At 30.2% G+C, this 13,722-nt stretch carries 10 protein-coding genes; all 10 read right to left on the bottom strand.

Annotated elements, in window-relative coordinates; translation table 11 throughout:
- Positions 1-32: 32 nt before the first annotated feature.
- The 10 genes from KQH81_RS12955 to KQH81_RS13000 all read right to left on the bottom strand — a co-directional run bounded on the left by KQH81_RS12955 (position 33) and on the right by KQH81_RS13000 (position 13,539).
- On the bottom strand, positions 33-1,967 hold the full coding sequence (locus KQH81_RS12955; protein WP_051196386.1) for an HIRAN domain-containing protein: 1,935 nt from the start codon (positions 1,965-1,967) through the stop codon (positions 33-35).
- 37 nt (positions 1,968-2,004) lie between these two features.
- Complete coding sequence (locus tag KQH81_RS12960) at positions 2,005-3,189, bottom strand: MalY/PatB family protein (RefSeq protein WP_230028384.1); 1,185 nt, start codon at positions 3,187-3,189, stop codon at positions 2,005-2,007.
- A 78-nt stretch (positions 3,190-3,267) separates the two neighbouring features.
- Positions 3,268-5,226 (bottom strand): GTP-binding protein, encoded by a 1,959-nt coding sequence (locus KQH81_RS12965; protein ID WP_027640156.1) that lies wholly within the window; start codon positions 5,224-5,226, stop codon positions 3,268-3,270.
- 170 nt (positions 5,227-5,396) lie between these two features.
- Positions 5,397-7,421, bottom strand: coding sequence for a prolyl oligopeptidase family serine peptidase (locus KQH81_RS12970; protein WP_035771429.1), 2,025 nt, complete (start codon positions 7,419-7,421; stop codon positions 5,397-5,399).
- 62 nt (positions 7,422-7,483) lie between these two features.
- Positions 7,484-8,107, bottom strand: a complete 624-nt coding sequence (locus KQH81_RS12975) for a DUF488 domain-containing protein (RefSeq protein WP_027640154.1) — start codon at positions 8,105-8,107, stop codon at positions 7,484-7,486.
- A 183-nt stretch (positions 8,108-8,290) separates the two neighbouring features.
- Positions 8,291-9,625 carry a PTS galactitol transporter subunit IIC gene (locus KQH81_RS12980; protein WP_230028386.1) on the bottom strand — a complete coding sequence of 445 codons (1,335 nt, stop codon included), beginning with the start codon at positions 9,623-9,625 and terminating at the stop codon, positions 8,291-8,293.
- A 65-nt stretch (positions 9,626-9,690) separates the two neighbouring features.
- A complete protein-coding gene (locus tag KQH81_RS12985; RefSeq protein WP_027640152.1) occupies positions 9,691-10,137 on the bottom strand; it encodes a PTS sugar transporter subunit IIA in 447 nt (148 codons plus the stop codon).
- Positions 10,138-10,145: 8 nt separating this feature from the next.
- Positions 10,146-10,430, bottom strand: coding sequence for a PTS sugar transporter subunit IIB (locus KQH81_RS12990; RefSeq protein WP_027640151.1), 285 nt, complete (start codon positions 10,428-10,430; stop codon positions 10,146-10,148).
- A 12-nt stretch (positions 10,431-10,442) separates the two neighbouring features.
- Positions 10,443-12,383, bottom strand: a complete 1,941-nt coding sequence (locus tag KQH81_RS12995) for a BglG family transcription antiterminator (protein ID WP_180269237.1) — start codon at positions 12,381-12,383, stop codon at positions 10,443-10,445.
- Between the two features lie 241 nt (positions 12,384-12,624).
- The gene (locus KQH81_RS13000; protein WP_027640149.1) at positions 12,625-13,539 is read right to left on the bottom strand and encodes a hypothetical protein; all 915 of its coding nucleotides are present in this window, start codon (positions 13,537-13,539) and stop codon (positions 12,625-12,627) included.
- Between the last annotated feature and the right edge of the window lie 183 nt (positions 13,540-13,722).

The following is a 13,722-nucleotide window of genomic DNA, read 5'->3' on the forward strand; positions in this document are numbered from 1 at the left end:
TATACTTTATAATAGGGGAATTCTTTTATATACTAATTCTTAAGGTTGTCGCTTCCATTTATCATTGATATTATCTCTTTTATATCTAAAATCACATCTTTATAACTCATAACTACATCTATTTGCATATAATTTTCGTCTAAATCTAAATCTTCTATTATTCCATATAGATATTTACCACTATCTAAAAGCTGTTTTAATATAAGATTATCTTGTTTAGATACATATCCTATTACATATCCTTTTTCAGTAGCTATTTGAATTGCATTTTTATCATATGGATTATCACTTTCTCTTTTTAGAAGAACTATATCATTTTCTTGCAGCGTTCCCTCTATAACATCCATATTTCTGTAATACATTCCTGCTACATTTGTAGTCATTAAAGAGATATCTTTTATATGTGGAGTTATAATCTGATTCTTTACATTTATAATCTCCTCTATTTTATCTTTACTTTTATCTTTATCGCTATATATAAGCTTTAAAATCTTTCCTCGTATTTCTCTATTGGGCTCAGTATCAGCAAGAGCCTTTAATAATTCTTGTATATCTTTATTTTTAACTAAGTTTCTCTTTTTTAAATATTTCAAACTTAATTTTCTACATTCATTAAATCTAGCTGATAATGATGAAAGATATAGCTCATCATCTTCTATATTATATTCCATTAAGAATCGTAAAAGAAACATAAGGCATATATCACCATTATTATTAGAGGTTAAATCATCCTGTTTTAAATCCTCAGAGCCACAGTTTATTTCATCAAAGGGCAGAGTCTTCTTGGCAAACTTAAGAAGTTTTTTCATTTCTTCCTTACCACCAGTATCCCCCACATGATAATATACAGCCATATTCAATGGATTCCTCTTCAAAAAAGCTTTCAAATCATCAAATTCTATAGTTTCATCTATAAGTTCTCCAATATTGTAGTAGAAATCAACATCATAAAGTCCTTCTACAAGCCCCTGTCTAAATACAGGCTTCCACTTTGAAGATACTATAACTTCTCCAATCTTGTCTATCATCTGTTCTTTCAAGGATTTAGGAATTCTATCTACATCTTCTGCTTCTGCATATAGTGCATATCCTAAATAATCTATAGCCATCATATCATCTAGAGAATTTCCCATTTCATCTATTTTCTTTAGATAAAGCCATATAAAATTAGCACTATCTTCTATAGTATAAATAGATTTTTCTTCTAACTTTAATATATTAATTATAACTTTAGAGATTTTATGAAAATATTCTTCCTTTATTCTACAAGGCTCCAAATACCAACTCAAGTTAACCTTTTTGCTTAGAATACTGGCACTAATCCCCTCTAATCCCTCATTGTCCATTCCTAGTAATAAAATTTTATCTTTTATTGTGTCATCAAACGGATATATATTTTGAAGACATATAAGTCTTCCATATCCATAAGTCCTCTTGAGTAAGTCAAAAATAAAAGTATTTTCGTCTTTACTATTCTTTACTGAATATACTACAAAAAACGTATATTCACTTAATATACCTAGTACCCTTCCATAGTCTTTAGCTTTTTCTTTGTCTACTATACCAAGAAGTGTAATTCCAAGCTTTATTAGAGATTCCTCATTTGATTTTGTAATAAATTGTTCTGCTATGCTGCTTAAAGTAAGTCTATCTATAAACCCATCATTTACATAAGCACTTATCATCTCATAAAATGTAAAGTAATATAGGATTAACTTATTTTCATCTAAGAAGTCTACCAGTTCATCTTCATTAGGACATTCTAAGTAATTGTCTATACAGAAAATTAGTTCTCTTGAAAGACTATACTTTCTTTCCATGGGCAGTTCTTCTCCCATCAGAAATTGCTCAACGTCAAACTTACCACTATTCTCAAAATCCTGATTTTTATAGATAGAATCATAATTTCTATATACAAAGTCATTCAGCGTTTCATATATAAATTTACAATTTAATTCCTCTTGCATAAGAACTCCCCCCTAACTTCTTAATATTTTCACTCTATTAATCCAATTTTTTTAGTGCTATTTCTAGTCTTTCAAGTGCTTTTTTTAACACCTCTCTTGAGCAAGCTAAATTCAATCTTACAAAACCATCTCCATTGCTTCCAAAGCTATATCCTTGACTTAGAATAACCTTAGATTCTTTATTCAAGAACTCTTCTAATTCTTTTCCATTAAGTCCAAATTCTCTTAAATCAATCCAAGCTAAAAATGTAGCTTCTGATTCTATAACTTTAGCTTTAGGAACATGTATTTTCATAAAGTCCTTTAGATACTTAAAGTTTTCTTGTAGATAATCTAAAAGCTCATCAAGCCACTTATCTCCCTTTTCATAAGCTGCTTTTATAGCTATGGCGCCAAGTAAATTAGGATCACCACCATGTTCTTTTTCAAGAACACTCTTATACTTCTCTCTTAATGTTTTATTTGGAATAATGACATTTGATATTTGAAGGCCGCAGAGATTAAAAGTCTTATGACATGATATACAGGTTATAGTATTATCAGCTACCTCTTCACCTAAAGATATCAAAAAATTATGTTTATAATCTTTATGAACAAGCTCACAGTGTGCATCATCGGATACTATAATTATATTATTCTCTATTAATATTTTGCTTAATTCTTGTAATTCTTTTTCGCTCCATGCTCTTCCAACAGGATTATGAGGATTACAAAGTATCATCATCTTTATGTCCTTATTTTCCTTTATGATAGCCTTCAGATTATCTAAATCCATATAATATTTGTCTCCTTGAAGCTTTAGCGGATTTTCTATGACAGTTCTGTTGGCATGTTTAATCATATTCGCAAACTGATGATATACAGGAGGCTGAATTAATATTTTATCCCCTTCATCAGTATATGTTCTTATTGATCTAAGTATTATGTCTATAATAGTGCTGCCAAAGCATAGCCATTCACGCTTTATGTCAAAACCATGTCTTCTCTTATACCAAGCTATGAGAGCTTCATAAAGATCTTCATAGTCTCCACCATATCCTAATGCTCCATCTTTTATGTAATTTATTAAAGTTTGTCTAACACACTCTGGAGATTCAAAATCCATATCTGCAATCCATAATGGAATTGCTTCATCATTATCTACCCCATATTTTTCTAATACCATATCATGTTTTCTACTATGAGTATGTCTTCTGTCTACAACTTTGTCAAAATCGTACATTTTAATACCCCTTTTCTTAATATAATCTTTTTATATGATAGAATTAAAACTCCACCTGAAACTAAAAATTCAGTTTATTTACTCAGAGATGCAATGCATATAGTTATCAGATTCATTCCCCTTTACTACAAAGCCTACTCCCTTAGAACAAAATACTGAAGCTGAGGTATACTCTGTATCTGCATCTTTATTGTATCCTTTTTCTTTAATTATCTCTCCCTCATTATGGCAGTAATCATATCCATCAAAGATAAAATTTATAATTCCACGCCCTTTTGTGAAAGATACTAACTCTAATGAATAGTTCATAAATGTCTTTACAGGCCCCCTGCCTTCTATTATGACTTTTTCTCCAAATATCTTTGGTGTATCAAAAGTTCCATTGAACTTTTGTATATCTGATAATACTCTTCCCATGCTGTCAATATTTACTTGTATCTTAAATCTATAGTATGGTTCAAGAAGAGTGCTATCCGCCTTTTCCAAGCCCTGTCTTAACGCTCTATAAGTAGCTTCTCTAAAATCCCCACCCTCTGTATGTTTTATATGAGATTTTCCATTAATTAAAGTAACTTTTATATCCGTTATTGGAGCCCCTATAAGAATTCCATTATGCTCTCTTTCAAAAACATGACTTTTAACTAAGTTTTGAAAATTTACAGCTAAAGTATCTATAGGACAATTACTATAAAATGTTATACCACTTCCTCTTTGTCCCGGCTCAAGTCTTAAATGTACCTCTGCATAATGTCTTAAAGGTTCAAAATGTCCTCTACCTATAGAAGTTTTTCTTATTGTCTCTTTATAAAGTATCTGGCAAGGCCCAAACTCTATATCCAACTTAAACCTATCTTTTACTATTTCTTTTAGTATCTCAAGCTGAATTACGCCCATAACATGAATATGTATCTCTTTAAGCTTTTCATGCCATATAACCTTTAGCGAGGTTTCCTCATCCTCTAAAATTTTGAAAAAACTTAAAACTTCTTTGGGATTAAGTTTCTCATCATAAATTACCTTAGAACTCAATGTAGGAATCATGTCATAATCTATGTTTTCTTCCCTATATCCTATCCCTTGCCCTGAAAATATCTTTGTAAGTCCTACTAATCCAAATACTTCTCCAGCTTTTGCTTCATTTGTCTTTTCAAATTTTTCCCCATTATAGTATCTTATATCATTTATTTTTTCATTTAAGACTTCTCCATTAAACTTATAACTTACTATGTCTTTAGTCTTAATAGTCCCTCTTATAGCTTTTACATATGTGATTCTATTTCCATTACCGTCATATTTTACTTTATATACTTTTCCTTGAAAGTCACCATCATCATTATATTCAGTTGTTGTTAGATTGTGAAAACTATTTATAAATTTTTCTATACCTAAATCCTGAAGAGCTGAACCTTTAAAACAAGGAAATACATCACGGTGATTTATCATATTTTTCAATTCTTCTAGCCAAAGTTTTTTATCATACTTTCCGTCTAAATATTGTTCCAAAAGATTATTATTATTCTCTGCTATTATTTCTATGAGTCCATCATCTATATCTTCTTCAAACATATTATTTTCAATCAAATATGCGTCAGGAGAAAGATTGCACTTTATATCATCAAGAGTTTCTATGCAGTCTGCTCCATCTCTATCAATCTTATTTATAAATATAAAAGTTGGGATGTTGTACTTTCTTAATAATCTCCATATTGTTTCTGTATGAGCTTGTACTCCCTCAACTGCACTTACAACTACTATTGCGTAATCCATTATGCTTATGGCTCTTTCCATTTCTGGCGAAAAATCTATATGTCCAGGTGTGTCTACCAGGTAGTAAGTTGAATCCTTATAGTTGAATCTCCCTTGAGATGAAAATATAGTTATTCCTCTGTCCTTCTCTATTTGATGACTATCTAGAAAAGCATCTTTGTAATCTACCCTTCCCCTTTTTCTTATTGCATTTGTGTGATACAAAATCTGTTCTGCCAATGTGGTTTTCCCGGCATCTACATGAGCCAGTATCCCTATAGTTTTATTCATAATCTCACATCCTATGTGTTATTGATTCTTAATCTTATTATATCAAAAAATCCTTTTATATTCTTGAAATACGTCTTTGGATTTTCCTAAAATTCAGATAATTTTCCCATTACCTATCACTATTAAAAAAGGTACCTTGATACTCTTTAAGCATCTTGGCACCTTGTATATTATACTAACACCTTTTCTAAGAAAGAATATATATCAGCTTCTACATCTATAAGTTTTGAAATAGGCTTTCCTTGTCCATGCCCTGCATTTTTTTCTACTCTTAAAAGTATAGGATTTTCTCCGCTTGATACTTCCTCTAGAGTTGCAACATATTTATAAGAATGGCAAGGCAGTACTCTGTCATCACTATCTCCTGTAGCAACTAATACTGGAGGATAAACAGTTCCACATTTTATATTGTGAAGTGGTGAGTATTTAAATAAGAATTTGAAATGTTCCTTATCATGCTCGGCATCTCCATATTCAGGAATCCAGAATCTTCCTATTGTATACTTATGATATCTAAGCATATCTAAAACTCCAACTTGCGTGATTACAGCTCCATAAAGATCTGGTCTTTGAACCATACATGCTCCAGTAAGTAGGCCTCCATTGCTTCTTCCTCTTATAGCCAGATATCTATTGTTTGTATATTTGTTTTCTATAAGCCATTCTGCACAGGATATGAAATCATCAAAGCAATTCTGCTTTTTCTCAAGCATAGCATCTTCATGCCATTGCTCTCCATATTCATTCCCTCCTCTTATATTGGCAACTGCAAAAACTCCCCCTCTTTCCATCCATACTAGTTCTGGAACTCTGAATTCCGGTATTCTGTTTAGATTAAACCCTCCATAAGCGTATAATAATGTTCTATTTCCACCATCTAATTTTATCCCCTTCCTATGGCTTATAAACATAGGAATTTCTGTGCCATCTTTAGAAGTCACAAAAACTTGAATAGTTTCAAACTTAGAGAAATCTACATCTAAATGAGGTTCAAATACTTTAGTGCACTCCTTACTTTGTAGATCAAATCTATAAATGGTGTCTGGTAAAAGATATGAGGCAAATTTGAAGAAGATCTCTTTACCTTTTTCTCCTTTAGACATTTCTGATATGGCACCTAAAGAATTCATCTCATGATTGTATAACTTACCTGTAGATATATTATACATAGCAAGCTCATGATGAGCATGATGCATAAATGCTAATACTATATATCCATCATTATATATAGCAAAAGATATTGTATCTATATTATCTTCTTCCACGAGTTCTTTCCAGTTTTCTTCTCTATAGTCATTCAAGTCTACTTCTATTATTCTTCTCTTAGGTGCACAGTAATTCGTAAGGAAGTAAAACTTTGTTTCTTTATTTCCTAAAAGCTCCCAAGATGCCTCTTTCCCTTCAAATGGGTCAAAAATCTTTTCTTTTTTAAGATCTTGGATTAATACCAAATTATTTGAAGACGTACCCTTTTGCTTTTCTAATATCATATAGTCTCCATCAGAAGTTAAGGCTACATAGTTTGAGTACTCTGATTTTTGTTTGCCATCAACTAAAATTATGTCATCATTTTGTGTTGTTCCAAGATTGTGTATGCACACCATATTGTGATAAGACAATTCCTCGTCATCCATAGACCCTTGTTCTGGATATCTAGAATATATAAAACTTTCACCATTTGTAAGCCATTCTATTCCTGTAAAGCGGCACCAGTTCAACTCTTCATCTATGTGCTTTTTTTCCCTCATATCATAAATCTTTATTACCTGCCAGTCACTACCCTTTTGAGATATTGAATAAGCAAGTATGTCTTTAACTGGATTTACAGAAACAGTTCCTATTGCAGCTGTGCCATCTTCTGCATAAGAGTTAGGATCTATTAAAAGTTCCTTTTCTCCATTGAGTTCTTTTGCCCTATAATAGCATGGTTGGTTTCTACTACCATCATTATAAAAGAAATAGTAATATCCATTAAATTTCTTAGGCGATGAATAGCTGTCAAACTTCCAAAGTTCCTTCATTCTGTCTTTTATAATATCGTAATCATAGTAGCCTTCAACAAATTCTTTAGTTTTTTCATTATGCTCGTCCACAAACATTGTAGTATCTTCGCTATGAATATCCTCAAGCCACCTATATGGATCATAAACCTTCATACCATGATAATCATCTACTACTTTAACCTTTTTTATCATAAAAAACACCCCAACTTTCCCAAATCCTCTAATTATTCTTATGACTGTTAATAAATTTACAATCACTTTTTCTCATCTATATGTTCTATCCTATATCCTATTTCTTTATTAGCCCTTCTATATCCTTCTTTTATCATATCTTCTCTAGACATTTTATTTCCCAAAAGCTCGTCTATAGTAAGGTCATATCTTTTGCTGAAATATTTATCTAAAAGCATTTCTTCTATATCTTCCTGTGATGCAATGGAATAGTCATGCAGTATATGCTTTACATCAAAATCTTCTTCTCTCAAAGCTCTACCTACTAAAACACTTCTATGACATCTTATAGGCTCCTGCATAGCACCTAAAAGTGCTATTCTATATCCTTTTCTACACCCATTTTTAAGCCTTTCAATTCCTGATAAAAAATCATCCTCTTTACACACTTTTTCAAAATCAGAGTATCCCTCTTTATTGTATGACTGTTTGTTTTCTCGTTTAGCTGCTAATTCCTTAGCCATATAAATGTATGTAAAACCTTCATTTATTAAAGTATTTCTTATAGTTTCTTTATTATACTGAATATTATATTTTGAATAAGGTGTCCCTCTTATATCAACAACACAATTTATATGGTGTTTTTTCAGCATATCTATAAGTCTCTCTACTGAATAATTAGAATGACCTATTGTGTATATTTCCATACTTTTCACCTCTCTCCATTACTATATTTTTATTTTAATACATTAAACTTAAACATATACTACTTTTTTGTATTTTTATCTCTTATATTTTGTAATATAAAAAAACTGCTTCTAATTACTTTGAAGCAGTTTTCAAAAGAATTTATTTATTAAACTTTGAGATTAAGATAAAATACTTACTTATTATTGTGCATCTTCAGAGATTATTTTCTTTCTATTCCATACCATTAATCCTGCTGTAAAGGCTGTTATTAATGCTAATCCTATTGTCTTAAATTCAACAAGTTTTATTATTAACCATGGTAATGGGCTTGAACCATAATCTATGCTTGATATTAATCTTGCACCATCTGGTATAGCAAACTTAGCGGCTACAGCAGCTTCTGTAAATAATGGTGCTATGTTTGTTCCTATTAAAAGTCCCAATCCAACTGTTATTACCCCTATAACAAAAGTTCTAAAAAAGTCTCCTTTTGCTAATGGTACTATAAGTACAAACATGAATGGAAGTCCCGCCAAGGATGCAAATGGTAAGAATTGATTTCCTGGTACGATAACTGCTAATAATAATGTAACTGGTACAAGTACAAGTGATACTGCTAATGTTACAGGATGTCCAACACTTACTGCAGAATCTAATCCTATGTATAGCTTAGCTTTACCCGCAAACTTACGTTGGATAAGTTCTTGAACTGATTCTGATACTGGCATAAGACCTTCCATTAATATAGCTGCCATTTTTGGAGTTAATACTAGTACTGCTCCCATAATAACAGCTAAGTTTAAAGTATCTTTTACGTTATACTTTGCAAGTAATCCTAATAGTACACCTATTAAAGTTCCTAATATAGCTGGATCTCCAAATATTCCAAATTTCTTTTGAATATCATTTGCATCTAATTTTATCTTGTTTATTCCTGGTATAACATCTAATATTTTATTAACAATCCATGCTATAGGAACATATGATGCTGAAAATCCATGTGGTATTGATATTCCTGGAAGTCCTAGTTCCTTTTCTACCTTTGGAGCAGTTCTATCGGCTATAACCATAGTTATTATCATATTTATTGCAGACATTAACAAACTAATTCCTAAATTACCTGTTAACATGTACACTAAGGAACCAGTAAAAGCAAAATGCCAAAAATTCCATATATCTATGTTTACGGTTCTTGTTGTTCTTGTTAAAAGCATTATAATATTAACTATTATTCCTAAAGGTATTATTAAAACTCCAACTGTAGAACCAAATGCTATCGCGGATGCTGCAGGCCAACCTACATCTAATACATTTAGATGTAATCCAAAATTCGCAACCATAGCCTCTGCTGCTGGTCCTAAATTTTCAGTAAGAAGTGTTATTACTAAATTTAATCCTATAAATCCTATTCCTATTAGAAGTCCTGAACGTATTGTTTTTCCGAATTTAACTCCTAAACAAAGTGCAAATACTGTGAATATTATCGGCATCATAACGGAAGGGCCTAAATCAACTAAGTATTGTAAAGCTTGCATTTTTAAAACTCTCCTTTTATTTATATCTTTTAATTATTCTAAAGCCATTAAAATGGTTTAAATATTTACTTTAATTTATCATTTAAAATGTTCACTATTGTCTCACAATCATTTTCACTATTTAGCTTGTCTAGTAATTCATTGTCAGTAAATAATCCCATAAGCTTTGATAGTAATACTGCCTGCTCTTCTTTTGCTTTTACTAACAATACAAAAGCCATAGTTACATCTAAATCATTATTAGTACACATTTCTTTAAAGGCACATTTATTATTAAATCTTACAAATGCTATGCCTGGCTTTATAATATGTTCTGAATCAGTATGAGGTATGGCTATACTATAGTTTTCTGTTCCTATACCTGTTGGAAATATTTCTTCTCTTTTAAGAATAGCTTTCTTAAAGCTCTCTTTTATATATCCCATAGACAAAAGCTTATCAGATATATTTGATAAAAATTCAAAACTTGTTTTTTCTTCTCTTTGTAAAAATATTAATTCTTGAGTTAACATAATTCCTCCTATAGTCCAAGTTTTGCAACTATATCGTCTACTACTTTGTCTACTCCAATTCCAGTGATGAATGGTAATCCTGATATAACCGGAATGTCCATCTTATAAGATGTTTGAGCAGTTGTTACTACTAAATCGTGTCCTTGAGCCTTTGTTGGAAGTTCTGCTACTGTACATTGAGTGAATGATATTTGATTTAATACTCCTCTTTTTTCAAAAGCTGTCTTTAATTTTTGTATGGCTACTGTTGATGTTGCTATTCCTGCTCCGCATGATACTACTATCCTTTTCATTATTTATTCCTCCTAATAATATATATTTCTTATATAATTTAAATTTTTTTTACATATTATATCCTTTACCTTGTATGATTCATTTATTTTTTCATATATGTTTAAAAATATATCTTCATGTTCTATAAAAATTTCTTTATCTAAAGCTAACATAAATATAAGCTGTACTTCACCATATACCCATTTTATAGGTTTCTTTAATATACACGGATATATGCAAGGCACTTTTACATTTTCAACTACAGCATGTGGTATAGCTACCATATTTCCTATTTCTGTAGTTCCTAAATTTTCTCTATCTATAAAAGATTTTTTCATATTCTCATTTATATAACCTAATTCAAACATTCTATTAGCCATAAATTCTACAGCTTTAAGCCTATCTTTAAATTCTATATCTACAGAGAATAAATCATCTTTAAACAAGGAACTTATATTTATTTTATAGTTCTCGCTTCCTTTAGAAATAAAGTGTTCAAGCTTATTAATATCTTCTTCAACTAACAATGGTGATATTTGTATTACTGGCTTTCTCTTCAGCTGAAGATTTACAGTTGAAATTATAAGGTCTATTTCATCTAAATTTATATTTCCCACATTATATGATGGATGTACACCAACAACTTCTATTTGTTTACCAAATCTTGATATAAGCTTGCTCTTTATAAGAATTGATGTCCCCATCCCTGATGCACATATTACCACTACTCTTAAAACTGATTTGTTCTTATTTAAGTTCATCCTTTCCAATGCACCTCCAAAGTGCAGTGTTAAAAAGCCAATTTCGTTTTCATCCATAACCACATCATTTTCTTCTTCTATTAATAAAGCCAATATTTCAGCTAATTCAAATGCTAAAAGATAACTTTTTTTTATTTCATAAAGCATATCATTTTTTATTTTCATTCCAAGCTTTATTCTATGGATAAGACTTTTAAGATGAGTTACTAAACCTAAAACCAATATGCTATCATTTGTAAAATCAATACCCATTTTTTTATGTATTTCTTCTAAAGCCTTTTTCACCAAAATAAGGTTTCTTTCATCTTCCTTGTCTAGTTCACAATGCTGTTCTAAAACAAGTTTGTTTTGAGCTTTTAGGTACTCATATACATAGGATATCTCTTCTTCTGAGAATTCTATTGAAAAGTATTCTGAAACTTTCCTGCACAATTCCTCTGAAGCTTTATACTCAATTTTATCTGATGACATATTTTTAGTGATTGAATATGTTATAAGCTTATTACTCTTAATTCTTGTAACTGTAATGATTATATGATTAAATAAATTTTCAAATCCTAAATCAGTTACATTTAAATTATATTTCTTTATTATTTTTATCATCTCATTTTTCAGAGTGCTCTCCATCTCTTTACTTATGAGTTCAAAAAACTTGGTCTGATCTTTGCAGTCATTCTTATGAACTATATACTCAGATATAAAATATCTGAATTTTGCCTCTTCACCTTTTATTCCTACACCAGAATTCCCATATCTTGATAATTCTAATTCATATTCATTAAGAATATTTCTAACTATTTTCAAGTCATTTTTTAAAGTAGACATACTTATAAACAGTTCATCGCTTAGCTCGTCCAGCTTTATACTTACTCTTTCCTCATCAACATATAGAAGAGCCAATTTTTTTATTAGCCACTCTACTCGGTTCTTTTCTATAGTAGGAAAAGCTTCTCCCGTATTTTCTTTAATTATGGCTTTTAACTGACTATACTGCTCGTAATCTCTATATTCGATCTTATATCCTAAGCCCTTTTTGGAAACAACTTCACATCCATAATTCTTTAAAATGCAATTGATTTCCTTAATTTCGTTTTGAACCGTTTTCACTGAGAGCTTTAGTTCCTCTGCTAAATCTTTGCCTGTAATATAAAGCTCTGCATTTAGTAATTTAGTTATAATTGTTCTTTTTCTTAAGTTTATGGTATCTTTCAACATTCATATCACCTTTACACATATTATGTTATCAACAATATACTTTTTATAAAAGTTCTCTTTTTTCTCTTAAGTAGAGGAACTTTTCACCTAACTTTTAATAAGTCTATTTATATCATGCATTAGAGCGTTTTCTCTATGCTTAAGTAAATATCATCATATACTACTTTTTCTTATTTATTATATAAAAATAGGGGGAAGCTGAATCTAGCTTTCAGCCTTCCCCCTATAATAATTATTTTTAATAATCTACATGAACTCCCCATATATCTTGACATTCGTTCACAAACTCTTGAATGTTTAAAATCTGTTCCTCATAAAGACCATATCCTGCATAGTTAGTTTTTGCTACTTTCATATTTATATTTTGCACAAGATTTGAGTAATCAAAAGATGTTGTGACTTTTCTTATTTCACTTATAAGCTCATGATTTTCTCCCCTATGACTTGATACCACCAATATAAGTTCAGGTTTTATGTTTCTATTTATAGTAATCTCCTTATCCACTCCATTTATAAGTCCAAGCTCTACCTTTTGATTAAATATGATTTCTATATCTTCATATATTCCAAATAAATTTCTCTTATTTTGTGTAAACTCATTCAAATCCTCAGTATGCTTTTGAAGAATAGAATCCTCAATTGGCTTTTTATCACCATATTTCATTTCTATAAATGCAAGAGCAATTCTATCACCTTTTGTTCTGCTTGATTCTGTTGCAAGCCACTTTATTCCTACTAAATTTATTTTATTTTCCTCATCTCTGCTATATTCCATAGAAGCCATATAATAGTCCGTTTTATCAGATTGAGCATTTCTATTGTTTTCTCTAACAAGGCACTGTCCATATTCCATTTCTAGGTTAGGATTATCATGAAGATAAAAATCTATATTCTGTTTCATAAGTGGTATATATCTTGTCCACTCATAACAGCATCTTTCTATATCATCATTGTTTTGAGATAAATCTATAATCTTATAATCATTATTCTCTGAAATTACTTTGCAAATTTTTTGTCCTCTATAATACAGCTCTATAAAATTCTGTCTTATTTCTAGACTCAGGGTATCGTCTTTTTTAACAAAATCTAAAAGTTCTTTAAGCTTACCCTCTTTTAAATCTGTCATAAAAATTTCATTTAATCCACTTTTCATAACTTTAACCACCCCATTAAAATCTAAAATATTTATCATGTCACTTTTCATTATAATTATCATATTTTATTATAACATACCATTATTACTAATTTATGTTTAGATAAATTATTTATTTATATTTTAGATAAATAATTTAACACTTACCTACATAAGTTCATATAATAAACCATACTAGTAACT

This window comes from Clostridium cadaveris (assembly GCF_020911725.1).
GTDB classification, from domain to species: domain Bacteria; phylum Bacillota; class Clostridia; order Clostridiales; family Clostridiaceae; genus Clostridium_X; species Clostridium_X cadaveris.